The 24,788-nt window shown below is 69.1% G+C and carries 24 protein-coding genes; 14 read left to right on the top strand and 10 right to left on the bottom strand.

Annotated elements, in window-relative coordinates; translation table 11 throughout:
• The first annotated feature begins 2 nt into the window (after positions 1-2).
• A complete protein-coding gene (locus AC1RU4_RS22010) occupies positions 3-1,028 on the top strand; it encodes an Ldh family oxidoreductase (protein WP_492893289.1) in 1,026 nt (341 codons plus the stop codon).
• A 7-nt stretch (positions 1,029-1,035) separates the two neighbouring features.
• Here AC1RU4_RS22010 and AC1RU4_RS22005 read toward each other — a convergent pair whose 3' ends face one another.
• Entirely contained in the window at positions 1,036-1,755 is a 720-nt protein-coding gene (locus tag AC1RU4_RS22005) for a phosphoribosyltransferase (RefSeq protein ID WP_492893288.1), read from the bottom strand.
• Positions 1,756-1,933: 178 nt separating this feature from the next.
• On the bottom strand, positions 1,934-2,461 hold the full coding sequence (ppa, locus tag AC1RU4_RS22000; RefSeq protein WP_492893287.1) for an inorganic diphosphatase: 528 nt from the start codon (positions 2,459-2,461) through the stop codon (positions 1,934-1,936).
• A 214-nt stretch (positions 2,462-2,675) separates the two neighbouring features.
• Here ppa and AC1RU4_RS21995 point away from each other — a divergent pair, with 214 nt between their 5' ends.
• The 7 genes from AC1RU4_RS21995 to AC1RU4_RS21965 all read left to right on the top strand — a co-directional run bounded on the left by AC1RU4_RS21995 (position 2,676) and on the right by AC1RU4_RS21965 (position 8,494).
• A complete protein-coding gene (locus AC1RU4_RS21995; protein WP_492893286.1) occupies positions 2,676-2,879 on the top strand; it encodes a hypothetical protein in 204 nt (67 codons plus the stop codon).
• Entirely contained in the window at positions 2,879-3,643 is a 765-nt protein-coding gene (gene aztA, locus AC1RU4_RS21990) for a zinc ABC transporter ATP-binding protein AztA (RefSeq protein WP_492893285.1), read from the top strand. Before AC1RU4_RS21995 ends, aztA begins: the two co-directional genes overlap by 1 nt.
• Positions 3,640-4,512 (top strand): metal ABC transporter permease, encoded by an 873-nt coding sequence (locus AC1RU4_RS21985; protein ID WP_492893284.1) that lies wholly within the window; start codon positions 3,640-3,642, stop codon positions 4,510-4,512. Before aztA ends, AC1RU4_RS21985 begins: the two co-directional genes overlap by 4 nt.
• A 12-nt stretch (positions 4,513-4,524) precedes the next feature.
• Complete coding sequence (locus AC1RU4_RS21980) at positions 4,525-5,463, top strand: metal ABC transporter substrate-binding protein (protein ID WP_492893283.1); 939 nt, start codon at positions 4,525-4,527, stop codon at positions 5,461-5,463.
• A gap of 142 nt (positions 5,464-5,605) precedes the next feature.
• Entirely contained in the window at positions 5,606-6,580 is a 975-nt protein-coding gene (locus AC1RU4_RS21975; protein ID WP_492893282.1) for a CobW family GTP-binding protein, read from the top strand.
• An 82-nt stretch (positions 6,581-6,662) separates the two neighbouring features.
• On the top strand, positions 6,663-7,655 hold the full coding sequence (locus tag AC1RU4_RS21970) for a WD40 repeat domain-containing protein (protein WP_492893281.1): 993 nt from the start codon (positions 6,663-6,665) through the stop codon (positions 7,653-7,655).
• A gap of 98 nt (positions 7,656-7,753) precedes the next feature.
• Positions 7,754-8,494: an acetoacetate decarboxylase gene (locus AC1RU4_RS21965; RefSeq protein ID WP_492893280.1), complete on the top strand. Its 741-nt coding sequence runs from the start codon at positions 7,754-7,756 to the stop codon at positions 8,492-8,494.
• A gap of 181 nt (positions 8,495-8,675) precedes the next feature.
• Here AC1RU4_RS21965 and AC1RU4_RS21960 read toward each other — a convergent pair whose 3' ends face one another.
• The 6 genes from AC1RU4_RS21960 to AC1RU4_RS21935 form a co-directional block, all read right to left on the bottom strand.
• Entirely contained in the window at positions 8,676-9,653 is a 978-nt protein-coding gene (locus AC1RU4_RS21960; RefSeq protein ID WP_492893279.1) for a nickel/cobalt transporter, read from the bottom strand.
• A complete protein-coding gene (locus AC1RU4_RS21955; RefSeq protein WP_492893278.1) occupies positions 9,650-10,297 on the bottom strand; it encodes a DUF1007 family protein in 648 nt (215 codons plus the stop codon). The genes AC1RU4_RS21960 and AC1RU4_RS21955 overlap by 4 nt, the downstream gene beginning before the upstream one ends.
• Before the next feature lie 228 nt (positions 10,298-10,525).
• Complete coding sequence (locus AC1RU4_RS21950; RefSeq protein ID WP_492893277.1) at positions 10,526-11,563, bottom strand: aspartate-semialdehyde dehydrogenase; 1,038 nt, start codon at positions 11,561-11,563, stop codon at positions 10,526-10,528.
• A gap of 181 nt (positions 11,564-11,744) precedes the next feature.
• Entirely contained in the window at positions 11,745-12,035 is a 291-nt protein-coding gene (locus AC1RU4_RS21945) for a GIY-YIG nuclease family protein (RefSeq protein ID WP_492893276.1), read from the bottom strand.
• Between the two features lie 281 nt (positions 12,036-12,316).
• On the bottom strand, positions 12,317-13,654 hold the full coding sequence (gene ispG, locus AC1RU4_RS21940) for a flavodoxin-dependent (E)-4-hydroxy-3-methylbut-2-enyl-diphosphate synthase (protein WP_492893275.1): 1,338 nt from the start codon (positions 13,652-13,654) through the stop codon (positions 12,317-12,319).
• A 72-nt stretch (positions 13,655-13,726) separates the two neighbouring features.
• The gene (locus AC1RU4_RS21935; protein WP_492893274.1) at positions 13,727-14,245 is read right to left on the bottom strand and encodes a Fur family transcriptional regulator; all 519 of its coding nucleotides are present in this window, start codon (positions 14,243-14,245) and stop codon (positions 13,727-13,729) included.
• Positions 14,246-14,447: 202 nt separating this feature from the next.
• Between AC1RU4_RS21935 and AC1RU4_RS21930 the strand changes: the two genes are divergently transcribed.
• From AC1RU4_RS21930 to AC1RU4_RS21920, 3 genes are all read left to right on the top strand, one after another.
• Entirely contained in the window at positions 14,448-15,230 is a 783-nt protein-coding gene (locus tag AC1RU4_RS21930) for a 3-hydroxybutyrate dehydrogenase (RefSeq protein ID WP_492893273.1), read from the top strand.
• A 253-nt stretch (positions 15,231-15,483) separates the two neighbouring features.
• Positions 15,484-16,878 carry a patatin-like phospholipase family protein gene (locus AC1RU4_RS21925; protein WP_492893272.1) on the top strand — a complete coding sequence of 465 codons (1,395 nt, stop codon included), beginning with the start codon at positions 15,484-15,486 and terminating at the stop codon, positions 16,876-16,878.
• Positions 16,879-16,975: 97 nt separating this feature from the next.
• Complete coding sequence (locus AC1RU4_RS21920; RefSeq protein ID WP_492893346.1) at positions 16,976-17,761, top strand: RluA family pseudouridine synthase; 786 nt, start codon at positions 16,976-16,978, stop codon at positions 17,759-17,761.
• On the opposite strand, the gene AC1RU4_RS21915 is transcribed toward AC1RU4_RS21920, so the two are convergent.
• Positions 17,758-18,711: a glucokinase gene (locus tag AC1RU4_RS21915; RefSeq protein ID WP_492893271.1), complete on the bottom strand. Its 954-nt coding sequence runs from the start codon at positions 18,709-18,711 to the stop codon at positions 17,758-17,760. The genes AC1RU4_RS21920 and AC1RU4_RS21915 overlap by 4 nt on opposite strands.
• Before the next feature lie 182 nt (positions 18,712-18,893).
• Here AC1RU4_RS21915 and rsmB point away from each other — a divergent pair, with 182 nt between their 5' ends.
• The 3 genes from rsmB to purH all read left to right on the top strand — a co-directional run bounded on the left by rsmB (position 18,894) and on the right by purH (position 23,804).
• On the top strand, positions 18,894-20,261 hold the full coding sequence (rsmB, locus tag AC1RU4_RS21910) for a 16S rRNA (cytosine(967)-C(5))-methyltransferase RsmB (protein ID WP_492893270.1): 1,368 nt from the start codon (positions 18,894-18,896) through the stop codon (positions 20,259-20,261).
• Between the two features lie 113 nt (positions 20,262-20,374).
• Complete coding sequence (locus tag AC1RU4_RS21905) at positions 20,375-22,096, top strand: heparinase II/III family protein (protein ID WP_492893269.1); 1,722 nt, start codon at positions 20,375-20,377, stop codon at positions 22,094-22,096.
• Positions 22,097-22,214: 118 nt separating this feature from the next.
• The gene (purH, locus tag AC1RU4_RS21900) at positions 22,215-23,804 is read left to right on the top strand and encodes a bifunctional phosphoribosylaminoimidazolecarboxamide formyltransferase/IMP cyclohydrolase (protein ID WP_492893268.1); all 1,590 of its coding nucleotides are present in this window, start codon (positions 22,215-22,217) and stop codon (positions 23,802-23,804) included.
• Positions 23,805-23,939: 135 nt separating this feature from the next.
• On the opposite strand, the gene AC1RU4_RS21895 is transcribed toward purH, so the two are convergent.
• Positions 23,940-24,620: an OmpW/AlkL family protein gene (locus tag AC1RU4_RS21895; protein ID WP_492893267.1), complete on the bottom strand. Its 681-nt coding sequence runs from the start codon at positions 24,618-24,620 to the stop codon at positions 23,940-23,942.
• Positions 24,621-24,788: the final 168 nt, after the last annotated feature.

Here is a 24,788-nt window from a genome sequence, read left to right as displayed (position 1 = left end):
ACATGATCGAGAAGACGCCGCCGACGATGCGCCTCACCGTCGAGGAGGCGCGCGGCTATGCCGCCCGCGTGCTGGAGACCTTCGGCGCCAGCGCGGGGAATGCCGCGATCACCGCCCGCGCCCTCGTCGGCGCCGAAGCGGACGGGCTCGGCAGCCACGGGCTCGCGCGGCTGCCGAGCTACTCGGCGATGGTGGCGGCCGGCAAGATCGACGGCCATGCGGTGCCGACGAGCCGGCGCGCGGCGCCGAGCGTGCTGGTCGTCGATGCCGGCAACGGCTTCGCCTACCCGGCTATCGACCATGCGCTGCCCGAGGCCGAGGCGATCGCCCGCGAGACCGGCATCGCGCTGGTCTCGATCCGGCGCTCCAGCCATTTCGGCGTCGCCGGCCAGCCGGTCGAAGCGCTGGCGACGCGCGGGCTGGTGGCGCTGGCCTTCTCCAATGCGTCGGCCTCCATCGCGCCCTGGGGCGGCAGGAAGGCGGTGTTCGGCACCAATCCGCTGGCCTTCGCCACGCCGCTGCGCGACCGGCCGCCGGCGGTGGTCGATCTGTCCGTCGCCAAGGTCGCGCGCGGCAACGTGCTCGCGGCCGCCCAGCGGGGCGAGCCGATTCCCGAGGGCTGGGCGCTCGATCCGGAAGGACGTCCGACCACCGATTCCAAGGCCGGGCTCGCCGGCACCATGGTGCCGATGGGCGAGGCCAAGGGCACGGCGCTGGCCTTCATCATCGAGGTGATGGCGGCGGGGCTCACCGCCTCGACCTTCGCCTTCGACGCGCCGAGCTTCTTCGACGGCGAGGGCCCGCCGGCGGCGGTGGGCCATGTGATCCTCGCCATAGATCCGGGCAGGACCGCGGGCGCGGCCTATCTCGACCATCTGGAGCGCCTGGCGAGCACCATCGAGGACGAGCCCGGCGCGCGGCTTCCCGGCCAGCGGCGGCTCGCCAACCGCGCCCGCGCCGCGCAGGAGGGCGTGACGGTGCCGCCGGCGCTGCGGGCGGCACTGGCGGCGATGGGGTTCCGCGACTGAGGGCGTCTCAGGCCGGCAGGGTCGACCAGTCCGGGATCCAGCCGCCTTCGCCCCTGCGGAACAGCGGGCAGGCGATGGGCGCCCGCACCAGGCCCGGCCATGCCGGGTCGATGGCGCCCAGCGTCTTCTGCCAGACATTGGTCTCCTTGATGGCGGTGGCGACGCCGACGACATCGGCGCCGATGCGCTTCATTAGCTCCAGCTCGGCCGAGACGGTGCCGCCGGTCGAGATGACGTCCTCCACCAGCAGCACCCGCTTGTCCTCCAGCCGCTCCAGCAGGCGCGGGTCGATGAACACCGTCTTCGGCTTCAGCGGGCTGGTGATGGAGATGACCGGGATGGACAATTCGTCTTCGAACCAGAATTTGCGCGAGTAGCTGAGCGGCACGTAATGCGGATGGCCGAGCTTCTTCGCCACCGAGGCGGCCAGCACCATGCCCAGCGTCGGCATGCCGACGACCACGTCCGGCCGGAGGTCGCGCACTTCCTCGACGATGGCCGAGGAGAGCCGGTCTTCCAGCTCGAACGAGTTCTCGGTGATGCAGAGATAGGCAATCGCCGTCTCGAAATCCGGCGGCAGGGCGAGGAAGGGCAGGTCCGCCCAGTCGCCGTCCGGCAGCTTCACCGGGAAGCTGTCCCTGTAGGGCGGCGGGCCGAGCTGCGGCAGCTCGGCGGCCGGGACGATGCGGTCGCGATAGTTCCCGCGGTTGTGAAAATTGAGGGGCATCGTCACTCCGGTAGAACGCCCGCGGGCTCACTGGCCGCGGAAGCAGGTATCGCGGAAGACGGAGCAATCGAAATGCCAAGGGCCGCCCGCAGGAGGCGGACGGCCCTTTAACTTTCGTCGGGTCACCAGCTTTCGTCGGATCCACCTGCGCCGCCGATGCCGCGGCGGCATCCGGTGCTCACTTCTTGGCGGCTTCGATCGCCTTGACGATCAGCTCGCGGGCGCGCTCGGGGCCCTGCCAGTCGGCGACGGTGACCTTCTTGCCCTTCTCCAGGTCCTTGTAGTGGGTGAAGAAATGGGTGACCTGATCGACGATGAGCGGCGGCAGGTCCTTATAGGTCTTTATCGTCGAGTGATACGGGTAGACGCTGTCGACCGGCACGGCGAGGACCTTCTCGTCGCCGCCCTTCTCGTCGGTCATCATCAGCACGCCGACCGGGCGGCAGGTGATGACGCAGCCGGCCATCAGCGCCACCGGGGAGAGCACGATCACGTCGAGCGGGTCGCCATCGTCGCCGAGCGACTGCGGGATGAAGCCGTAATTGCCGGGATAGAACATCGGCGTGTGCAGGAAGCGGTCGACGAAGATCGCGCCGGATTCCTTGTCGAGTTCGTACTTCACCGGCGCGCCGCCGGCCGGGATCTCGATGAAGGCGTGGATTTCCTCCGGCGGATTCGGTCCGGCCGAAATGCGTGAAATATCCATGAACGGGCTCCCGATCGAATATGCCGGACATTCCGGCCGACAAAGCGCTTCCTAATAGGTCGTGGAAGCGGCGCCGTCGAGACGCTCCGCACGGGCATTTCGGCGCATATGCCGCGCTGCACCAAAAATCGACATGGCTCTGCTACATTGTATCAAGGCGCTGGACGCGGCCGAATGATATGTTGTATCGATAGTGACCTTGTCGAGGTCTCGCATGTCCGTGTCGCATCACCACCATCACGCTCCTTCCGAGCCGCATCCCCACCCGCATTCCCACGCCCGGCCGGCGGGTCGCCGGCCGGTGGCGGCCGCGCCCTCGCTGCTGCGCCTTTCCGCGCCGGCCCGGCTGGCGCTGGTGCTGCCGGTGGCGGTGCTGCTGTGGGCGGCGGCGCTCGCCGTGCTGTGGGGAGGCGCGTGATGAGCGAAAAACGTGCGGGCGCCGAGGTGCTGGCCTTTCGCGACGTGACGCTCGGCTATGACCGGCATCCGGCGGTGCATCACCTGAGCGGATCTGTGGCGGAGGGCGATCTCGTCGCCGTCTGCGGTCCGAACGGGGCAGGCAAGTCGACGCTGCTCAAGGGGATAACCGGGCTCATCTCGCCGCTGTCGGGCAGCATCGCCCGGCCGGACGGCGACCGCCGGCGCCTCGCCTACCTGCCGCAGGCGGCCGAGCTCGACCGCTCGTTCCCGATCCATGTCTACGACCTGGTCGCGCTCGGCCTGTGGCGGCGCACCGGGCTGTTCGGCGGCGTCGGCCGTGCCGACCGCGAACGCATCGGCGAGGCGATCGCCGCCGTCGGGCTCGAGGGTTTCGAGCGGCGAGCCATCGGCACGCTGTCCGGCGGGCAGATGCAGCGGGCGCTGTTCGCCCGGCTGCTGCTGCAGGATGCCGAGATCATCCTGCTCGACGAACCGTTCACCGCGCTCGACGCCGCCACCGTGCGCGACCTCGTCGCGCTGGTGGAACGCTGGCACGGCGAGGGGCGCACCGTGCTGGCGGTGCTGCACGACCTCGAACTGGTGCGCGAGCATTTCCCGCGCACGCTGCTGCTCGCCCGCTCGATGGTCGAGTGGGGGGATACCCGGGCGGTGCTGACCCCTTCCAACCTCCTCAAGGCGCGCCGCATGTGCGAGGCCTGGGACGAGGGCGCCAGCGCCTGCCTGCCGGAGCGCGCGGCATGAACCCCTATGATCTCCTCATCGCGCCGTTCGCGGAATTCGACTTCATGCGCCGGGCGCTGGTCGGCGTCATCGCGCTCGGCCTCGGCGCCGGGCCGGTTGGCGTGCTGATGATGCTGCGGCGGATGAGCCTCGCCGGCGACGCCATGGCCCACGCCATCCTGCCCGGCGCCGCGGTCGGCTTCCTCGCCGCCGGGCTGAACCTGTTCGCGATGACGCTGGGCGGGCTGGTCGCCGGCTTCGTGGTGGCGATCGGCGCCGGCGCGGTGGCGCGGGCGACGCAGATGAAGGAGGACGCGGCGCTCGCCGCCTTCTACCTGATCTCGCTGGCGCTCGGCGTGATGCTGGTGTCGCTGCGCGGCTCCAATGTCGACCTGCTGCATGTGCTGTTCGGCACCGTGCTGGCGCTCGACGACCCGACCCTGCTGCTGATCGTCGGCGTGTCGACCGTCTCGATGCTGGCGCTGGCCGCCTTGTGGCGGCCGCTGGTGGTGGAATGCGTCGATCCCGGCTTCCTGCGCTCGGTGAGCCGGGCCGGCACGCCGACGCATCTGGTGTTCCTCGGCCTCGTGGTGTTCAACCTCGTCGGCGGCTTCCATGCGCTCGGCACGCTGCTGGCGGTGGGCCTGATGATGCTGCCGGCCGCCACCGCCCGTTTCTGGGCGCGCGACCTCTCGACCATGGTCGGGGCCGCCATCCTGGTCGCCTGCGGCTCGGGCATCGTCGGGCTGCTGGTCTCCTACCATCTCGGCGTGCCCTCGGGCCCCGCCATCATCCTCGTCGCCGGCGGCGCCTATGCCGTCTCGGTCCTGCTGGGCCCGATCGGCGGCATCGTTCCGCGACTGCTGCCCCGCAGACATCTCGAAGCCTGAAGGAGTTCTGCCATGAAGCTCTCTCGCCTGGCCGCCGCGGCCTCACTGCTGCTGGCGCTCGTCGCCCCGGCGGCGGCGCAGTCGGACGCCAAGATGCCGGTCGTCGCGTCGTTTTCCATCCTCGGCGACCTCGTGAAGAATGTCGGCGGCGACCGGATCGCCGTCTCGACGCTGGTCGGCGCGGATGGCGACGCCCATGTCTTCCAGCCGGCGCCGGCCGACGCCAGGAAGGTGGCGGCCGCCAAGGTGGTGTTCGTCAACGGCCTCGGCTTCGAGGGCTGGATGGACCGCCTCGTCAAGGCCTCCGGCACCAAGGCGGAGGTCGTCGTCGCCTCCAGGGGCGTGCAGGCGCGCGAAATGGAGGAAGAGGAGGGCGACGCCCATGCCCATGGCGCGCAGCCGGAGACCGGCCACGCGCATGAGATCGCCGATCCGCACGCCTGGCAGTCGGTGGCCAATGCCGAGCTCTATGTCGCCAATATCCGCGACGGCCTGATCGCCGCCGATCCGGCCGGCAAGGCGGCGTATGAGGCCAACGCCACCAGCTACCTCGCCAGGCTCGCGGCCCTCGACGCGCAGGTGAAGGCGGCGATGGCGGCCATTCCCGCCGACAAGCGCCGCATCATCACCTCGCACGACGCCTTCGGCTATTTCGGCGCCGCCTACGGCATGGAGTTCATCGCGCCGCAGGGCGTCTCCACCGAGGCCGAGGCCTCGGCCAAGGACGTCGCCAAGATCATCCGCCAGATCAAGGCCGAGAAGATCCCGGCGGTATTCATGGAGAACATCTCCGACCCGCGCCTCATCAAGCGCATCGCCAAGGAGACCGATGCCAAGATCGGCGGCACGGTATTTTCCGACGCGCTGTCCGATGACAAGGGTCCGGCCAGCACCTATATCGACATGATACAGAATAACATCCGCGAGTTCTCGGCGGCGCTGTCGAGCTGAGGGGAACTCCCTCTCCCCAATGGGGAAGATGGGTGGGTGAGGGTTATTCCGGCTTTCCGGTCGCGTAGCCCCTCACCGACCCGCTTCGCGGGCCACCTCTCCCCAACGGGGAGAGGAAAAGTAAAGACTGGAGCGAACTTCCATGCCCGAAACTCAGGCGAACAAGATTCCCGTCACCGTGCTCACCGGCTATCTCGGCGCCGGCAAGACCACGCTGCTCAACCGCATCCTCTCCGAGCCGCACGGCAAGAAATTCGCCGTCGTCGTCAACGAGTTCGGCGAGATCGGCATCGACAACGACCTCGTGGTGGGCGCCGACGAGGAAGTGTTCGAGATGAACAATGGCTGCATCTGCTGCACCGTGCGCGGCGACCTCATCCGCATCATCGACGGGCTGCTGAAGCGCAAGGACGGCTTCGACGGCATCATCGTCGAGACCACCGGCCTCGCCGACCCGGCCCCGGTGGCCCAGACCTTCTTCGTCGACGAGACCGTGGGCGGCAAGACCACGCTCGACGCCGTGGTCACCGTCGCCGATGCCAAATGGCTGAAGGACCGGCTGAAGGACGCCCCCGAGGCCAAGAACCAGATCGCCTTCGCCGACGTCATCCTGCTCAACAAGACCGACCTCGTCTCCGAGGAGGAGCTGAAGGACGTCGAGATGCGGATCCGGGCGATCAACCCGTTTGCCCGCGTTCACCGCACGCAGCGTTCGGAGATCGCCATCGACAAGGTGCTGGGGCAGGGGGCGTTCGACCTCGACCGCATCCAGGCCATCGACCCCGACTTCCTCGAGGGCGGCCACAAGCACTATCACGACGAGGACATGCGCTCGGTGTCCTTCACCAGCGACCTGCCGCTCGACCCGGACAAGTTCTTCCCGTGGATCCAGGAACTGACCCAGCGCGAGGGGCCGAACATCCTGCGTTCCAAGGGCATCCTCGCCTTCAAGAACGACCCGGACCGCTTCGTCTTCCAGGGCGTGCACATGATCCTCGACGGTGATCACCAGCGGCCGTGGAAGGATGGCGAGCCGAAGCTGAGCCGCATCGTGTTCATCGGCCGCAAGCTCGACGTCCCGGCGCTGGAGAAGGGGTTCCGTTCCTGCGTGGCATGATTTGCGTGGCGTGATCGGGTGGCGTGACGCCGGGCACGATATGCGCTAGTCCGGCGTCAGCCTCCTCTTGCCGAAATCCCCCATGACCGCTTCCAGCACTCCCTCGTCCCTGACATCGAAACTGCGCGTGCACCCCCTCGGGGGCGCCGCGGTCGGCGCGCGCTATCTCGGCGCGACGCCGGTCTTCGCGCTCGGCGAGGGCGTGCTCGCCTTCGCTGGCGACGAGCCGGCGCGGGTCGAGGCGCATAAGGGCGCGCTGCTCGCCTTTGCCGGCGACGCGCGCGGCATCCTCACCGGCGGCGACGACGGGCGGGTGGTGCGCACGCGGGGCGACGGCTCGATGGAGGTGCTGTTCGAGCAGCGCGGCCGCTGGATCGACCAGGTGGCCACGGGTGCCGATGGGGCGGTCGCCTTCTCGGTCGGCAAGACCGCGCATTTCCGCCCCGCCAAGGGCGAGCCGAAGACGCTGGACGCGGTCTCCACCGTCGGCGGCCTCGCCTTCGCGCCCAAGGGCACGCGCCTTGCCGTCGCCCATTATGGCGGCGTGTCGCTGTGGTTTCCCAATGCGCAGGCCAAGCCCGAGATGCTGGAATGGAAGGGCTCGCATCGTGGCGTCGCCTGGAGCCCCGACATGCGCTTCGTGGTGACGACGATGCAGGAGCCGGCCCTGCATGGCTGGCGGCTCGCCGATGGCGGCCACATGCGCATGAGCGGCTACCCGGCGCGGGTGAAGTCGATGGAATTCGCCGCCGGCGGCAAGTTCCTCGCCACGTCCGGCTCCAACGAGGTGATCCTGTGGCCCTTCGCCAGCAAGGACGGGCCGATGGGCAAGCAGCCGACCATGCTGGCCATGCGCGACGTGCGGGTCTCCTGTGTCGCCGCCCATCCCAAGGACGAGGTGATCGCCTGCGGTTTCGAGGACGGGATGGTGATGCTGGTGCGCATTTCCGACGGCGCGGAAATCCTGGCGCGCGGGCCGGACGGCGGCGCGGTGACCGCCATGGCCTGGCGGGCCGATGGCGGGGCGCTGTGCATGGGCACCGAAGCCGGCATGGCCGGCGTGCTGGTGCTGTAGGTGACCGCAACGTGTCGGCTCGGTGACGCGGTTCGCCCTGTTGCACCGCATCGATCTCCTCTAGGCTGAGCCGAGTTCGCCAGCGGAAGGGTCGCTACATGAAGATCGAAGACGTTCGCAAAACCGCCTATTCCATGCCGCTGACCAGCCCTTCCTATCCGAAGGGGCCGTATCGCTTCTTCAACCGCGAATATTTCATCATCACCTACCGCACCGACCCCGCCGCGCTGGAAAAGGTCGTGCCCGAGCCGCTGAAGGTGATCGACCCCATCGTCAAATACGAGTTCATCCGCATGCCGGATTCGACCGGCTTCGGCGACTACACCGAGACCGGGCAGGTGATCCCGGTAGAGTTCGAGGGCCGCAAGGGCGGCTTCGTCCACTCCATGTATCTCGACGACGAAGCGCCGATCGCCGGCGGCCGCGAGATCTGGGGCTTCCCGAAGAAGCTGGCCAAGCCGACCTTCGCGGTGGAAAGCGACACGCTGGTCGCCAAGCTGAACTATGGCAGCGTGCTCTGCGCCTGCGGCACCATGGGCTACAAGTATCAGGCGCTCGACCACGACGCCGTGCTCGCCTCGCTGAAGAGCCCGAACTGGATGATCAAGATCATCCCGCATGTCGACAACAGCCCGCGCGTATGCGAGCTGGTCGAATATTACCTTGAGGACATCGAGCTCAAGGAGGCCTGGACCGGCCCTGCGGCGCTCGGCCTGTTCCCGCATGCCATCTGCGACGTCGCCAAGCTGCCGGTTCTGGAGGTCATCTCCGCCGTCCACCTCAAGGCCAACCTGACGCTCGGCCTCGGCAAGGTGGCCTACGACTATCTGAAGGACTGATTGCGGTTCGCCTCGAGGCCGGGCGGGCGAAGGTGCGGGCCTGCGTGCTTCGAGGCTCGCTCCGCTCGCACCTCAGCATGACGAATGTTGCTGCTGCAAAGCGATGCCGTCATCCTGAGGCGTCCGGCGCAGCCGGGCCTCGAAGGACGCAGGAGGTTCATGCGGCAGCAGGCTTCGGCGCTCACGCCAGTCCCAGCCGCTCGCTCGCCATGAAGCCGAACAGCAGCGCGAGGCCGAAGGCGACGAGGGCGAGGGCGGCGGAGAGTTCCACCGCCCGCAATGCCACGGTGACGCCCGAGCCCTGCCGCTTCGCCGCCAGCCGCACCGCCAGATGCTTGGCGAACACCGCGATGGCGGCGATGGCGCTCACCGTGATGGCGGTGCCGACCCCCATCAGCGCGGTGGAGGCGGCGCCGACCCAGAAGATGCCCTGGGTCAGCGAGAACACCAGCACCAGGATGGCGCCGCTGCACGGCCGCAGCCCTACCGACAACACTGCCGTCCACCATTCTCGGACACCGCCACGCGGCAGCGCCTCCGGGCCGGGCAGATGCGCATGGCCGTCCTCGCAGGCCTCGCCGGCGGCATGGACGTGATCGGGCTCGCCCCGCAAGGCCCGCAGCAGCGCGCGTGCCTTCACATAGGCGAGGCGCGCGCCCAGCAGCACGATCAGCGCATAGGCGGCGACCTCGATGAGGAACACCGCCCGCGCCATGGTGGCGGCGGTGGCGCCGAGCACCACCGCGAACAGGCCGGCCACCAGAATGGCGGTGAGCGACTGCGCGAGCGCGCTGGCGAAGGCGAGGCCGATGCCGCGCTTGAGGCTCGCCTCGTTGGCGAGCAGGTAGGAGGAGATCACCGCCTTGCCGTGGCCGGGGCCGGCGGCGTGGAAGATGCCATAGGCGAAGGAGATGCCGCCGAGCAGGGTGAGCGCCGAGCCATCCTGCTTCGAGGCGCGCACGGCGCTGGTGAGCAGCCGGTAGAATTCCGCCTGCTTGGCGAGGATGAAGCCGGCAATGCCGTCCGGCTGCGGTGGCGGCGCGGCGACGCCGAAGGGCGACTGCGCCAGCGCCGGGAGGGCGACGATGAGGCTGGTGACGATGAGGCTGGCGACGAGAAGGCCGAGGCCGGCCGGAAGCAGGAGGCCGGCGCGCTTCACGGGCAGCTCACCGTGGCGCGGTTGGCGAATTGCGAGCCGAAATTGCTCGATGTGGTGAGGGCGTTGAAGAAGCCTTCCGACAGGGTGGTGGAGCCGGCCGCCGGATCCGGCCGATGCAGGTCGACCTTGCAGCCGGCCGGGCTGCCGGCGAGCTTGACCGGATCGTTGTCGGCGAGCTGGAAGGCGACGAAATAGGTCGGGTCGTAGACGTCGATCGCCACCGTGCCCCTGGCCGGCAGCGGCTTCTCCAGCGGCAGGGTGAAATGCAGCGTCAGCGCCGTGCCGTCATAGGTGAGGCTGTAGTCGCGCGGCTCGCCGAAGGGGAACTGTTCCTTGCCGCGCTTGGCATAGGTGAAATAGGCGGATTCCTTGAGGGAATCGACATTCACCTGCGCCAGTTCCTTCAGCGTCGCCTCGGTCGGCTTGCCGTCCGGCGTGGTGGCGAGTCCCTGCAGCGCGAAGCTGGAGAAGCCCTCGTCGAAGGTCCAGTCGTGGCGCACGCCGGCGAGGGTGCCGTCCGGCCCGTAGAGCAGCTGGGAGTTCACCACCACCCATACATGCGGGTGGGCCGCCGCCGGCGACGACAGGGCCAGCAGCGCCGGGACGATGAGCGCCAGAGTGAGGGCGACGGCGCGGGCGAGCATGTCGCCTCCCATGATACGTGACGAGTCGGGCCTAGTCTTCCTGCGGGAGTTCGACGGAAAGGTGACGGCCGGGGCATGAAATGACAACGGCCGCCCGAAGGCGGCCGCTGAATGTTCTCCGTGGAGGGGCTTCCGCCGCTCCAGGGTCGCGGAAGCCGGCTCACGCCGCCTGTCAAGGCTCGTGCAGAGCCGGCTCACGCCGCCTGTGAAGGCTCTGCAGAAGCCGGCTCACGCCGCCTTCTGGGACTTCGGCATCAGCAGCTTGCGGTTGACCAGGCTCTCGGCGATCTGCACCGCATTGAGCGCCGCACCCTTGCGCAGGTTGTCCGACACGCACCAGAAGGCGAGGCCGTTCTCCACCGTCGCATCCTCGCGGATGCGGGAGATGTAGGTGGCATCTTCGCCCGCCGCCTCGTAGGGGGTGATGTAGCCGCCGGGCTCATGCTTGTCGACGACGAGCACGCCCGGGGCGTTGCGCAGCGCCACGGTGGCTTCCTCGACGGTGATCGGGCGCTCGAACTCGACGTTGACCGATTCCGAATGCGCGACGAAGACCGGCACGCGCACGCAGGTGGCGACCAGCTTGATCTTCGGATCGAGGATCTTCTTGGTCTCCGCCATCATCTTCCACTCTTCCTTGGTAAAGCCGTCTTCCATGAAGACGTCGATCTGCGGGATGACGTTGAAGGCGATGCGCTTGGGGAACTTCTTCGCTTCGATCGGGTCGGAGACGAACACCGCGCGGGTCTGCGCGAACAGCTCGTCCATCGCGTCCTTGCCGGCGCCGGACACCGACTGGTAGGTCGACACCACGACACGCTTGATGCCGGCCAGTTCGTGCAGCGGCTTCAGGGCCACGACGAGCTGGATGGTCGAGCAGTTCGGGTTGGCGATGATGTTCTTCCTGGTGAAGCCCTTCACCGCATCGGCGTTCACTTCCGGCACCACCAGCGGCACGTCGGAATCGTAGCGCCAGGCGGAGGAATTATCGATCACCACGCAGCCCTGGGCGCCGATCTTCGGCGACCACTGCTTGGACACGTCGCCGCCGGCCGACATCAGGCAGATGTCGGTGTCGGAGAAGTCGTAATTCTCCAGGGCTTTGACTTTAATGGTCTTGTCGCCGAACGAGACTTCCTGGCCGACCGAACGGCGGGAAGCGAGCGCGATCACCTCGTCCGCGGGAAAGCCGCGTTCCGAGAGGATGTCGAGCATTTCACGGCCCACGTTACCCGTGGCGCCTGCGACGGCGACCTTGTAGCCCATCTCAATTTCTCCTGAAGGCCCTGCCATTCACAGGCTCGGGCGAGCGCGGGCTTTTACGCCGAAAGGTGAAGGGAGGCAATGGGAGGTAGATATCGCCTGGATAACCTTGTTCCTCGTCATCCCGGCCGCAGGCGCAGCCGGAGAGCCGGGATCGTCCGCGACCGGGCTCGGCATCTTCGTGTCAGAACGAGACCTCATCGAAGCGGTCGCGCCACTCTGGATTTTCCCGTTCGATCAGCGCGATCTTCCACTCGCGCCGCCAGCGCTTGACGCGCTTCTCACGCAGGATGGCGCTTTCGGCATCGTCATGCGCCTCGAACCAGACAAGTCGGTCGATATTGTAGCGGGCGGTGAAGCCCGGCACGGCATGCGTTCGATGCTCGAAGACGCGCTTCGGCAGGTCGCTGGTGACGCCGACGTAGAGAGGGCCATCAATCCGGGTCGCGAGCATGTAGACGAAGAAGCGCTTCATACGGCCGCTTCCGGCATTGGAAGACTTTCACACGATCCCGGCTCTCCGGCTGCGCCTGCGGCCGGGATGACAGAATGGCGACATGATCTCCTACCAGGCACGCCAAAGGATCAAGGCTAGCAAGGTTAAATTGCCGAGCGATGCGAGAACAAGAAAGCTCGCGATGAGACCAATCTGACTACCAAGGTCACGAATTTCTTTTTGCACATTCCATATGGCCAATATCGGGTTATCCGATGCGGGATTGTGTTGACGCATAATGATATTCCTGTTGGCCAACGTCACTCCGCCGCGTCCACCCCGGCACCCGCGCGCTGGACCGAGAACCGCCGGGCCACATAGTCCTCGACGATCTTCTTGAAATCGTCGCGCAGCGAGGGCCCACGCAGGGTCATCGCCTTCTTGCCGTCGATATAGACCGGGGCGGTGGGGAATTCGCCGGTGCCGGGCAGCGAGATGCCGATATCGGCGTGCTTGGACTCGCCCGGCCCGTTGACGATGCAGCCCATCACCGCGACGTTCAGCGTCTCGACGCCGGGATAGTGCTTCTTCCATTCCGGCATCGAGGTGCGGATGAAGTCCTGCACCTCGAAGGCGAGCTCCTGGAAGGTGGTCGAGGTGGTGCGCCCGCAGCCGGGGCAGGCGGCGACCAGCGGCACGAAGGTGCGCAGGCCCATGGTCTGCAGCATTTCCTGCGCCACCGTCACCTCGCGGGTGCGGTCGCCGCCGGGCTCGGGGGTGAGCGAGACGCGGATGGTGTCGCCGATGCCCTGCTGCAGCAGCACGCCCATGGCGGCGGTGGAGGCGACGATGCCCTTGGAGCCCATGCCGGCCTCGGTCAACCCGAGATGCAGCGCGTAATCGGCGCGGCGGGCGAGCTCGGCATAGACGGTGATCAGGTCCTGCACCGCCGACACCTTGGCGGAGAGGATGATCTTGTCGCGGGGCAGGCCGATCTCCTCGGCCAGTGCGGCGGAGAGCAGCGCCGAGCGCACCAGCGCCTCGCGGGTGACGGCGCGGGCTTCCGCCGGGCGCGGCAGGCGGGCGTTCTCGTCCATCAGCCGCGTCAGCAGGTCGTCGTCGAGCGAACCCCAATTGGCGCCGATGCGCACCGGCTTGCCGTGCCTGATGGCGATCTCGACGATGGTGGCGAAGTGGCGGTCGCGCTTGTCGCCGAAGCCGACATTGCCGGGATTGATGCGGTATTTCGCCAGCGCCTGCGCACAGTCCGGGTGGTTCGCCAGCAGCAGGTGGCCATTATAGTGGAAGTCACCGACCAGCGGGGTGTCGAGCCCCATGCGGGCGAGACGCTCGCGGATTTCCGGCACGGCGCGGGCGGATTCCTCGCGGTCGACGGTGATGCGCACCAGCTCCGAGCCGGCGCGGGCCAGCGCCGCCACCTGGCGGGCGGTGCCCTCGGCGTCGGCGGTATCGGTGTTGGTCATCGACTGCACGACCACCGGCGCCCCTCCGCCGACCGTGACATTGCCGACCCGTACCGGCACGGTGAGGCGCCGTTCGCGCGGGCCGGCGGCCTCCAGCTCGGGCGCGACGATAGGGGCGGGCTGGGCCGGGGCAGGCTGAATCTGGGCTGGGTGGGCGGCGGGCTCGGGGAGCATGGCAAAGGTTTCCGGCGGCGCGGCGGCTGGACTGGACGTAAGGCCGGCGCCGGCCGCCGTCAACCGCCGCCGTCAACCGTTGGCGGGCGCGGCTGCCTCCGGCACGCTTGCCTCGGCGCGGCAGCGCGCGCAGGTGCCGGCGATCTCCAGCACCGGGGTGCGCGGCGTGAATCCGGCCGCGCGGGCCGCCCAGGCGATGTCGCGGCCGATCGCATGCGAGGCGACCTCGTCGGTAAGGCCGCAGCGCTCGCAGATCAGGAACACGATAACGTCATCGGCCTCGTGGGCGCGGCCGCAGGCGAGGAAGGCGTTGCGGCTCTCGATGCGGTGGGCGAGCCCCTCGGCGACCAGAAAGTCCAGTGCGCGATAGACCGACATCGGCGGCGGGCGCTCGCCGGCGGTGCCGAGCTTTTCCACCAGATCATAGGCGCCGAGCGGTATGTGGCTCTGCGCCAGCGTTTCCAGCACGCGCCGGCGCAGCGGGGTGAGGCGGCCGCCGCTCGCATCGCAGCAGGATTGCGCGCGCGCCAGCACTTCCGCCACGCAGGCGGTGTGGTCGTGATCGTGGTGGGCGGCGGTCGAGGCGGTCATGAAAGGATCGTAGCTGACGGATAGGAAACGGGAAACCGTATTCGCAGCCATGGTTTGCCGGCAGCGCGACGGGGCTGGCAACGGCATCAGGCCATGCTAGCGTGTTTCATATGGGAACGGCCGGGCGCGAGCGCGAGCCGGCACCGCCCGTGTGCGGTGCCGCATGTGGCCGGCACCGCAGGTCAGGTCAGGAGAACTATCGATGCTCAAGGGTAAGAACGCCGTCGTCACCGGCTCGACCAGCGGGATCGGCCTCGCCATCGCCCGTGGGCTGGCAGCGGAGGGCGTGAACGTCACGCTGAACGGCTTCGGCGACGCGGCGGCGATCGAGAAGGAGCGCTCCGGCATCGAGAGCGAGTTCGGGGTGAAGGCGATCTATTCCGCCGCCGACCTGACCAAGGGCTCGGAATGCGCCGCCCTCGTAAAATTCGCCGAGGAGAATCTCGGCTCGGTCGACATTCTCGTGAACAATGCCGGCGTCCAGCATGTCGACCCGATCGAGGACTTCCCGGACGACAAGTGGGACCTCATCATCTCGCTGAACCTGTCGGCCGCGTTCCACGCCATCAAGGCCGCCGTGCCGGGCATGAAGGCGCGCAAATGGGGTCGCATCGTCAACACCGCCTCGGCACACGCGCTGGTTGCTTCGCCCTTCAAGTCGGCCTATGTCTCGGCCAAGCACGGCATTGCCGGCCTGACCAAGACGGTGGCGCTGGAGACCGCGACCTTCGGCATCACCTGCAACGCCATCTGCCCCGGCTATGTGTGGACGCCGCTGGTGGAGAAGCAGATTCCCGACACCGCCAAGGCCCGCGGCATGACCGAGGAGCAGGTGAAGCACGACGTGCTGCTCGCCGCGCAGCCGACCAAGGAATTCGTCACGGTGGAGGAAGTGGCCGCGCTGGCGGTGTTCCTGTGCGGTGAGAGCGCCAAGTCGATCACCGGCTCGCTGCAGCAGATCGACGGCGGCTGGGTCGCCGAATAATCCGGGAGATAAGATTTTGGCCGACAATTCAAAGCCTCGGCGTCCTGCCGCCACCAAGACCGGTGGCAGGAAGCCCGTTGTCACCGGCGGTTCCGCCGGTGAGGCGCCGTCGGCCGTCACCCTGCCGGAATCCGAGAAGCCGGTCGTCAAGAAGGCGGCGCCTCCCAGGGCGTCCGCTGCCAAGGCACCTCCTAAAGCGCCTCCTGCCAAGGCGCCCGCTGCCAAGGCAGTGACCGAGGAGTCCGCGCCCGAGATGCCCGCGCCCAAGGCGGCGGCAGTAAGCCAGCCGGCGCCAAAGGAGGCGGCATCCAAGCCGCCGATCGCCAATCCGCCTGCTGCCAAGCCGCCGACCGCCAAGACCCCCGTGGCTAAAACCCCCGCGGCCAAGGCGCCGGCGCCCAAGGCGGCACCTCCAAAGGCGACACCTCCGAAGGCGTCGTCTCCAAAGGAGGCGGCATCCAAGCCGCCGGCGGCTCCCGCGGCCGCTTCGGGCAGCGAGACGGTGAAGACCGCGACCGTCGCCACGGCGATGTCGGTGCAGGGGCCGGTCGGCGAGGCGGCGGTGCGCCGCGACACCAATTCCACCGCTTCGGCCAAGGCCGAGGCGGCCAAGCCGAGCCTCAAGCCGATCAACCTCGCCTTGCAGGGCGGCGGCGCGCATGGCGCCTTCACCTGGGGGGTGCTCGACCGCCTGCTGGAGGACGGGCGCATCGTCGTCGAAGGTATTTCCGGCACCAGCGCCGGCGCGATGAATGCCGCGGTGCTGGCCTCCGGCCTAGCGAGCGGCGGCAATGAGGGCGGGCGCGAGGCGCTGGCGAAATATTGGCGCGCGGTCTCGAAGGACGGGCGCACCAGTCCGCTCCAGCGCACCCTGCTCGACCGGATGATGGGCAACTGGTCGCTCAACATGAACCCGGCCTATATCGCCATGGACGTGATGAGCCGGTTCTTCTCGCCCTACGACCTCAATCCGCTGAACATCAATCCGCTGATGGACCTGATCGAGGAGCACGTCGATTTCGACGCGGTGCAGGCCTGCAACCATGTGCATGTCTTCGTCAGCGCCACCAACGTGCACACCGGCAAGGTGAAGATCTTCGCCAAGCACGAGCTGACGCCGGCCTCGATCATGGCGTCGGCCTGCCTGCCTTTCATGTTCCAGGCGGTGGAGATCGACGGCGTGCCCTATTGGGACGGCGGCTACATGGGCAACCCGGCGATGTTCCCGTTCTACGACGCGGTGAAGACCGACGACATCGTGCTGGTCCAGATCAACCCGATCATCCGCCGCGAGACGCCGAAGACCGCCCGCGACATCCAGAACCGGATGAACGAGATCACCTTCAACGCCTCGCTGCTGGCACAGCTGCGCGCCGCCGAATTCGTCACCCGCCTGCTGGGCCAGGGCAAGCTCAACCACAAGGGCGACGGAAATGACGGCTACCGCAATCTGCGCATGCATCGCATCGACGGCGCGGAGAAGCTGGTCGCGCTCGACGCGTCCACCAAGATGAACTCCGAATGGGAGTTCCTGCTGTTCCTGCGCGATATCGGGCGCGAGGCGGCCGATAGCTTCATCGAGCATCATTTCGACGATATCGGTGTGCGCTCGACCCTCGACGTGCACCAGGAACTGAAGAAGAGCTGACGCGCGATCGCGCCGACAGCCTCGACGGCGGGGCGGGCTTGTGCTCAGAGAGGGCATGAGCCCAGACATGCCCCGCCCAGAAATGCTCCGCCCAGAAATGCCCGGCCCCGCCGCTCCCGGCCCTGCTGCCGATCCGTCCATTCCCGACATCGCGGCGCGGGTGCTTCACCGCGACGCGATGATGCTGATCATCGACAAGCCCGCCGGCCTGCCGGTGCACAAGGGACCCAAGGGCGGCGAGACGCTCGCCGACCATCTCGGCGCGCTGCGCTTCGGCCTGCCGAACCCGCCGGAGCTGGCGCACCGGCTCGACAAGGACACGTCCGGCTGCCTGGTGCTCGGCCGCCACCGCAAGGCGCTGGCCGATCTCGGCCGGGCCTTCGCCGTGGGTACGGTGGGCAAGACCTATATCGCGGTGGCCAGGGGCGTGCCGGCCGAGCGGCGCGGGCGCATCGAGCTGAAGCTCGCCAAGCGCTCGCCGCATCGGGGCTGGTGGATGGCGGTCGACCCTTCCGGGCAGGAGGCGATCTCCGAATGGGAGCTGATCGGCACGGGCGAGGGGCTGTCGGTGCTGGCGCTCTCCCCGCTGACCGGGCGTACCCATCAATTGCGGGTGCATCTCGACGCCATCGGCCATCCGATCCTCGGCGACAGCATCTATGGCGGCGCCTCGCGCCTGCCGGGCGGGCCGATCCTGCACCTGCATTCCCGCCGGGTGGTGGTGCCGCAGCCGAAGGGGCGCCCGGCGGTGGATGCCCGCGCGCCGCTGCCCGTCCATATCGCCGCGACGCTCGCCGGCATGGGCCTCGACCCCGCGGCGGTCGCCGATGCCGCCGACGCGGTCGCGTTCTCCAAGCTGCCGCCGCGCCCGGCTGTCCGCTAGCCCACCAGCTCGCGCGCAAGACGGCCGCCGAGCTGGCCGCAGCCGAGCAGGCCCGGCGTCGGGTGGGTGACGACATGCACCGGCGTCGCGATCAGCCGCGGGTCGAGCGGAGGATGCTCCTCGAAGGCGGCGCGGAACGGCGAACCCTCATAGAAGGGCAGCAGGCCGGCCGAGACGCCGCCGGCAAGATAGACGCCGCCGCGGGCGTCGAAGGTCAGCGCGAAATCGCCGGCGATACGGCCGAACAGCCGCAGGAAGGTGTTGCAGGTCTCGCGCGCGTCGACGTCGCCCTGGATGGCGGCGGTGATCACCTGCTCCGGCGCCAGCCGCTCGCCGGTGAGCACGCGGTGAATGCGGGCGAGGCCGGAGCCGGAGAGCGCATGCTCCACCACCACCGGGCCGAGCTCGCGCACCATATGGGCGATGAGCCGGGCCTCCTCGGTATTGGTGGCGCCGAGACGGGCATGGCCGCCCTCGCCGGTGACGGCGCGGAAATCGTCGCCCGTCTTCAGCAGGCCGGCGACGCCGAAGCCGGTGCCCGGCCCGCAGACCAGCATCGGCGCGCCCTCGGCGGCAATCCCGCCGCCCACCGCAACGAGGTCGTCCGGCCCGAGCGCGGGCACGCCATAGGCCAGCGCCTCGAAATCATTGACGCCGAGCAGCTTCTGCCAGCCGAAGCGGCGGCGCAGCTCCTCCTTGGCGAAGGACCAGTCGCGGTTGGTCAGCCGCACATGCTCGCCATCCGCCGGGCCGGCAATGGCCAGCACCGCGCCGCCGACATCGTCCGCCGCCGCGTCGCGGGTTGCGAGATCGGCCTCGATCAACGCCTCGAAGCCGGAAAAGGCATCGTTGCGGTGGATGCGCACATCCTCGGGGCGGCCGTCGGGACCCACCAGGGCGAGGCGGGAGGAGGTTCCGCCGATATCGGCGATCAGGATGAGATGGGGCATCAGATGATATCGTGCCTGCGGGCTTCGGGTCACGGGAGCGGACGGGGCGGTGCGCCCCGCGCGGGGATGGGTTCACGGGTGGCGCATAGGAGCCAATCTCGCGCGCTTCGACAAGCCCCGTATGCCGACAAGCCGGCGGCGGGCGGTTGCGTTCCGCGCCGGTCCGGCCTAGTCGGACAAAGATGAGCGAATCGCCCCGCCGTCCGCGCCGCCCTCCATCCGCCCCGACCCTGCCGGGCCTCGCCGCCCGGCGCGCCGCGGCCGACGCCCTCGACGCCGTGCTGGTCAATGGCCGGCCGCTGGAAGAGGCGATGGAGCGGCTCGCCCGCGACCTCGACGACCGCGACCGCGGGCTCTCCCGCATGATCGCGGCGACGACGCTGCGCCGTCTCGGCTCGCTGCGCGCGCTCATCGCCGGCCTGATGGAAAAGCCGCTGCCGGAAAAGGCGCGCCGCATCGAGACGCTGCTGCTGATCGGCGCGGCGCAGATCCTGTTCATGGATGTGCCGGACCACGCAGCGGTGGCGACCAGCGTCGAGCTCGCCGGCGAAGCGGCGTCGACCGCCGGCTTCAAGGGCCTCATCAACGCCGTGCTGCGCCGCATCGCCCGCGAGGGAAGCGAACGGCTCGCCGCCCGCACCGTGCAGGACATGCCGGAATGGCTGGTCCGCGGCTGGGCCGCCGCCTATGGCATCGAGACCGCCGAGGCGATCGCCCGCGCCATGGGCAGCGAGGCGCCGCTCGACATCACGGTGAAGGCCGATCCCGCCCTGTGGGCCGAACGGCTCGGAGGCGAGCTGCTGCCGACCGGCACGGTGCGGCTGATCGAGGCCGGCAACATCACCGCGCTGCCGGGCTTCTCCGAGGGCGCCTGGTGGGTGCAGGACGCGGCGGCGGCGATTCCCGCCCGGCTGATCGATGCCGGTCCCGGCATGCGGGTCGCCGATCTCTGCGCGGCGCCCGGCGGCAAGACCGCCCAGCTCGCCGCCACCGGCGCCCGCGTGACCGCGCTCGACCGTTCCGGCGCCCGCCTGAAGCGGCTCGGCCAGAACCTCGCCCGCCTCGGCCTTTCCGCCGAGGTGGTGGAGGCGGACGCGGCGAGCTGGCAAGTCGGCACGGAGAATGGAGGGCCGTTCGACGCGGTGCTGATCGACGCGCCCTGCTCGGCGACCGGCACCATCCGCCGCCATCCCGACGTCGCCTGGTCCAAGGCGCCGGCCGACATTGCCAGCCTGTGCGCGCTGCAGTCCCGCATCCTGCGCCATGCGGCCGACCTCGTCCGTCCCGGCGGCGTGCTGGTCTATTCCACCTGCTCGCTGGAGCCGGAGGAGGGCGAACGCCAGGTCGAGGCGCTGCTGGCCGCGCGCGGGGATTTCGAACGCCTGCCGGTGGCGCCGGGCGAGAACGGCATCGCCGCCGAATGGCTGAACGCCGCCGGCGAGGTGCGCACATTGCCGTTCCATCTGCCGCATGACGACCCGCGCCGCGCCGGGCTCGACGGCTTCTACGCCGCCCGCCTGCGGCGCCGCGATGCGTCGGACGCCCCGTGAAGGAGCGGACGACGGTGGACGCGGGTCAGGGCTCAAGTAATCTGGCGGCGAACAATCTGGCGGAACCTGGGAGGGTGCCGGTTGCCCGAACGATTCCAGAGGATGCGGCGTCGATGAGCCGCGACGGATTGGCCGATCGTGCCCGGCGGGCGATGCGCGTGGCCGAACTCGGCTGGCGGACGCTGGCGGTCCGCGCGCTGGCGCATCCGCTCTTCGGCTGGTGGACGGCCTCGCTGCCGGTGTCCGGGCGGCTGATGTTCGCGCCGCAGGACCTGCGCGCCGGCGATGCCAGCCGTGCCGCCGAGATCTATGCCGGGCGATTCGCCTTCGCCGGCAAGGCGGTGGAAACCGGCGGCGCCTCGCCCTTCGAGGTCGAGCCGCCCTCGCGCGAATGGGCGCAGGCATTGATGTCGTTCGGCTGGCTGCGCCATTTGCAGGCCTCCGACACCGCCATCGCCCGCGCCAATGCGCGCGCGCTGGTCGGCGACTGGATCAACCTGCGCGGCCCGCGCCTGCCGGCGGCCTCCGAGCCGGAGGTGGCGGCGCGGCGGATGATCAACTGGCTGTCGCAGGCGCCGCTGATCCTCAAGGACGCCGATGCCAGCTTCCATCGCCGGTTCCTGCGCTGCCTCTCGCAGCAGGCGCGCTACCTGAAGAGCGTCGGGCGTTATGCGCGCGACGGACGGGCGCGGCTCGGCTGCGCGGTGGCGCTGAGCTTCGCTGGCCTGTGCATGGCCGACCAGCCGCGGCTGCTGCGCTCGGCCCAGCGCCGGCTGACCGAGGAGCTGGAGCGGCAGGTGCTCGCCGATGGCGGGCCGGCCAGCCGCAATCCCGGCATGCTGATCGAGCTGCTGCTGGACCTGCTGCCGCTGCGGCAGTGCTTCGAGGCGCGGCAGGTGGCGCCGCCGCCGGTGCTGGTCAATGCCATCGACCGCATGATGCCGATGCTGCGCTTCTTCCGTCATGTCGACGGCGCGTTCGCGCATTTCAACGGCATGGGCCCGACGCCGGCCGACGGGCTGGCCGTGGTGCTGGCCTATGACGACGCGCGCGGCCGGCCGGTCTCCAACGCGCCCTATTCCGGCTATCAGCGGCTGGAGGCCGGCGGCACGGTGCTGATCGCCGATACCGGCTGCCCGCCGCCGCTGCTGCTCAGCCACGAGGCGCATGCCGGCTGCCTGTCCTTCGAGATGTCCTCCGGGCGCAACCGGGTGGTGGTGAATTGCGGAGCCCCGACGCCGGCGCATGAGAGCTGGCGCGCGCTGGCCCGGCAGACGGCGGCCCATTCCACCGCCACGCTGGCCGAGAGCTCGTCCTGCCGCTTCGTGACCGGCGGATTCGCCATGAAGCTGTGCGGCACGCCGGTGGTGGACGGGCCGACCGACATCCATGTCGACCGCTCCGAGCGCGGCGGCGCCGACGTGCTGCGCGCCAGCCATGACGGCTATGCCCGTCGGCTCGGCATCGTGCACCAGCGCTCGTGGCGGCTGTCGGCGGACGGCACCTGCCTCGACGGCGAGGACCTGTTTCGCGCCGCGCAGGGCGAGGAACTCCCAGGCGACCGGCGCGACCTCTATGCCATCCGCTTCCATCTGCACCCCGCCGTGAAGGCGGCGCGGGCGGCGGACGGGCAGACGGTCTATCTCACGCTGCCGGACGGCGACGACTGGGTGTTCGAGGCGCCCGAGTGCCCGGTGAGCATCGAGGAGAGCGTCTATCTCGCCGCCCATGGCGGGCCGCGCCGGGCCGAGCAGATCGTGGTGACGGGGCAGGCCCGCCAGCGCCCGCGCGTCGCCTGGACCTTCGTGCGGGTGCAGGAGGCCAGCCGCGGCTGAGCCTGTTCCGCCAGCCTCGCCCTGCTCTTGCGTGCCAGCCCTGCGCCGGCCGAAGGTTCACGCGGCCGGCGATACGTGATACGGCCCAGCCGATCCGCAACAAGCTCTGGCCGCCATCATGTCGCTCGACATTCGCCCCATCACCCGCGCGCTGCTCTCGGTCTCCGACAAGACGGGCCTCGTCGACTTCGCCCGCAAGCTCGCCGCGCATGGCGTCGAGCTGGTCTCGACCGGCGGCACCAGCCGCGCGCTCAAGGAGGCGGGGCTGAAGGTGCTCGACGTCTCCGAGCTCACCGGCTTTCCCGAAATGATGGACGGGCGGGTGAAGACGCTGCATCCGAAGGTGCATGGCGGCATCCTCGCCGTGCGCGCCGACGCCGCGCACAAGGCGGCGATGGACGAGCACGGCATCGGCCCGATCGACCTCGTGGTGGTCAATCTCTACCCGTTCGAGGCGACGGTGGCGCGCGGCGCCGGCTTCGACGACTGCGTCGAGAATATCGATGTCGGCGGGCCGGCGATGATCCGCGCTGCCGCCAAGAATCACGGCGACGTCGCCGTGGTGGTGGACCCCGCCGCCTATGAGACCGTGATCGCCGAGATCGCCACCGAGGGCGGCACCACCGGCGCCACCCGCCGGCATCTCGCCCGCGCCGCCTTCGCCCGCACCGCCGCCTATGACGCGGCGATCGCCGAATGGTTCACCTCGGTGGAGGCGGATCAGGCGCCGGAATCGCGGATCTTCGCCGGCACGCTGGCCGAAGAGCTGCGCTATGGCGAGAACCCGCACCAGGAAGCCGCCTTCTATCTGAGCGGCGGCACGCGGACGGGCGTCGCCACGGCGCGGCAGCTTCAGGGCAAGTCGCTCTCCTACAACAATCTCAACGACACCGATGCCGCCTTCGAGGCGGTGGCGGAGTTCGATCCCGCCCGTGCCGCGGCGGTGGTCATCGTCAAGCACGCCAATCCCTGCGGCGTCGCCGAGGGCGAGACGCTGGAAGCGGCCTATCGCAAGGCGCTGGCCTGCGACCCGACCTCCGCCTTCGGCGGCATCGTCGCGCTCAATCGCACGCTCGACGCCGAGGCGGCGCGGGCCATCGTCGAGATCTTCACCGAGGTGATCGTCGCCCCCGACGCCACCGATGAGGCGGTCGCCATCCTCGCCGCCAAGAAGAACCTGCGCCTGCTCGTCACCGGCGGCCTGCCGGACCCGCGCGCCAAGGGCACGGCGGTGAAATCGCTGGCCGGCGGGCTGCTGGTGCAGTCGCGCGACAATGCGGTGGTGGACGATATGGAGCTCAAGGTTGTGACCCGGCGGGAGCCGAGCCATGCCGAGCTCGCCGACCTCGCCTTCGCCTTCCGCGTCGCCAAGCATGTGAAGTCCAACGCCATCGTCTATGCGAAGGACCTCGCCACGGTCGGCATCGGCGCGGGCCAGATGAGCCGGGTCGATTCGGCCCGCATCGCGGCGTCGAAGGCCCGCGACGCGGCGCAGGCGCTGGGGCTCGCCGAGCCGCTGACCCGCGGCAGCGTGGTGGCCTCCGATGCGTTCTTCCCGTTCGCCGACGGCTTGCTGACCGCCATCGAGGCGGGCGCGACGGCGGTGATCCAGCCGGGCGGCTCGATTCGCGACGCCGACGTCATCGCCGCGGCGGACGAGGCCAATGTCGCCATGGTGTTCACCGGCGTCAGGCACTTCCGCCACTGAGAAGGCGGGAGCCGCCTGCGTGCTTCGAGACGGCCGCTGCGCGGCCTCCTCAGCATGACGAGGTTATTTTCCGAATCCGCGTCATGCTGAGGTGCGAGCCGTAGGCGAGCCTCGAAGCACGCAGGCGCAAGCCGCTCAGAACCGGTAGGTAACGCCGACGCCGACGATCCACGGGTTGAGATCAGCGGTGCCGGTGAGGGCGGTGCCAGCCACGGTGACGTCGAAATCGGGCTGCAGGAACAGCTTCTTCACGTCGACGTTGAAGCCCCAATGGTCGTCGATCATGTAGTCGAAGCCGGCCTGCAGCGCCCAGCCCCAGGTGTCGTGCACGTCGAGCTGGTCGGCGGCGTCGGCCTCCTGGTTGAAGAAGAACGTGTAGTTCACGCCGGCGCCGACATAGGGCTTGAAGGCGCCGAAATCGGTGAAGTGGTATTGCAGGGTGAGCGTCGGCGGCAGCAGCCAGGCCTCGCCGATCTTGCCCAGCCCAGCCAGCGAGCCGGCGCCGTCGATGTCGTGCGGGGTGACGCCGAGGATCAGTTCCGCCGCCCAGTTATCGGTGAAATAGTAGGTGATATCGAGTTCCGGCACCACCGAATCGGAATAGTCGAGGTCCGAACCCGGCACGCCGTTCACCTTGCCGCCGTCCTCCGGGAACACGCCGAGCAGGCGCAGGCGGATCTGCCAGGGGCTCTTCTCCACCACCGGCGCCGGCGCCTTGTAGACCGGAGTGGCGATGTCGGCCGCGAAGGCCGGTGCCGCGAGGGCCATGAGGCCGGCCGCCGAGGCGAGCGTGATGGCCTGAAGAGCCTTGGACATGTGATTTCCCCTGTGCCTGCTGATCCCATGGTTCGCCGTCGAACCGTCTGGATGCTTTGTGAAGCGGCGGGGCGCGGTAAAATTTGATACATCTCAACCGGACGACGCTGCGTCGCCTCGTGTGACGATCCGGCAACAGGGCTACGGTCGTCATCCGGCCGTCAGAAG

This window comes from Ancylobacter sp. GW821-FHT10E12, from assembly GCF_058809335.1.
This window is presented reverse-complemented; position numbering and strand designations above follow the sequence as displayed.

Bases quoted from the DNA above. Each gene is read 5' to 3' on its own strand.
- AC1RU4_RS22010 (WP_492893289.1), top strand. From the start codon at position 3: ATGATCGAGAAGACGCCGCCGACGATGCGCCTCACCGTCGAGGAGGCG.
- AC1RU4_RS22005 (WP_492893288.1), bottom strand. From the start codon at position 1,755: ATGCCCCTCAATTTTCACAACCGCGGGAACTATCGCGACCGCATCGTC.
- ppa (WP_492893287.1), bottom strand. From the start codon at position 2,461: ATGGATATTTCACGCATTTCGGCCGGACCGAATCCGCCGGAGGAAATC.
- AC1RU4_RS21995 (WP_492893286.1), top strand. From the start codon at position 2,676: ATGTCCGTGTCGCATCACCACCATCACGCTCCTTCCGAGCCGCATCCC.
- aztA (WP_492893285.1), top strand. From the start codon at position 2,879: ATGAGCGAAAAACGTGCGGGCGCCGAGGTGCTGGCCTTTCGCGACGTG.
- AC1RU4_RS21985 (WP_492893284.1), top strand. From the start codon at position 3,640: ATGAACCCCTATGATCTCCTCATCGCGCCGTTCGCGGAATTCGACTTC.
- AC1RU4_RS21980 (WP_492893283.1), top strand. From the start codon at position 4,525: ATGAAGCTCTCTCGCCTGGCCGCCGCGGCCTCACTGCTGCTGGCGCTC.
- AC1RU4_RS21975 (WP_492893282.1), top strand. From the start codon at position 5,606: ATGCCCGAAACTCAGGCGAACAAGATTCCCGTCACCGTGCTCACCGGC.
- AC1RU4_RS21970 (WP_492893281.1), top strand. From the start codon at position 6,663: ATGACCGCTTCCAGCACTCCCTCGTCCCTGACATCGAAACTGCGCGTG.
- AC1RU4_RS21965 (WP_492893280.1), top strand. From the start codon at position 7,754: ATGAAGATCGAAGACGTTCGCAAAACCGCCTATTCCATGCCGCTGACC.
- AC1RU4_RS21955 (WP_492893278.1), bottom strand. From the start codon at position 10,297: ATGCTCGCCCGCGCCGTCGCCCTCACTCTGGCGCTCATCGTCCCGGCG.
- AC1RU4_RS21950 (WP_492893277.1), bottom strand. From the start codon at position 11,563: ATGGGCTACAAGGTCGCCGTCGCAGGCGCCACGGGTAACGTGGGCCGT.
- AC1RU4_RS21945 (WP_492893276.1), bottom strand. From the start codon at position 12,035: ATGAAGCGCTTCTTCGTCTACATGCTCGCGACCCGGATTGATGGCCCT.
- ispG (WP_492893275.1), bottom strand. From the start codon at position 13,654: ATGCTCCCCGAGCCCGCCGCCCACCCAGCCCAGATTCAGCCTGCCCCG.
- AC1RU4_RS21935 (WP_492893274.1), bottom strand. From the start codon at position 14,245: ATGACCGCCTCGACCGCCGCCCACCACGATCACGACCACACCGCCTGC.
- AC1RU4_RS21930 (WP_492893273.1), top strand. From the start codon at position 14,448: ATGCTCAAGGGTAAGAACGCCGTCGTCACCGGCTCGACCAGCGGGATC.
- AC1RU4_RS21925 (WP_492893272.1), top strand. From the start codon at position 15,484: ATGCCCGCGCCCAAGGCGGCGGCAGTAAGCCAGCCGGCGCCAAAGGAG.
- AC1RU4_RS21920 (WP_492893346.1), top strand. From the start codon at position 16,976: ATGCCCGGCCCCGCCGCTCCCGGCCCTGCTGCCGATCCGTCCATTCCC.
- AC1RU4_RS21915 (WP_492893271.1), bottom strand. From the start codon at position 18,711: ATGCCCCATCTCATCCTGATCGCCGATATCGGCGGAACCTCCTCCCGC.
- rsmB (WP_492893270.1), top strand. From the start codon at position 18,894: ATGAGCGAATCGCCCCGCCGTCCGCGCCGCCCTCCATCCGCCCCGACC.
- AC1RU4_RS21905 (WP_492893269.1), top strand. From the start codon at position 20,375: ATGAGCCGCGACGGATTGGCCGATCGTGCCCGGCGGGCGATGCGCGTG.
- purH (WP_492893268.1), top strand. From the start codon at position 22,215: ATGTCGCTCGACATTCGCCCCATCACCCGCGCGCTGCTCTCGGTCTCC.
- AC1RU4_RS21895 (WP_492893267.1), bottom strand. From the start codon at position 24,620: ATGTCCAAGGCTCTTCAGGCCATCACGCTCGCCTCGGCGGCCGGCCTC.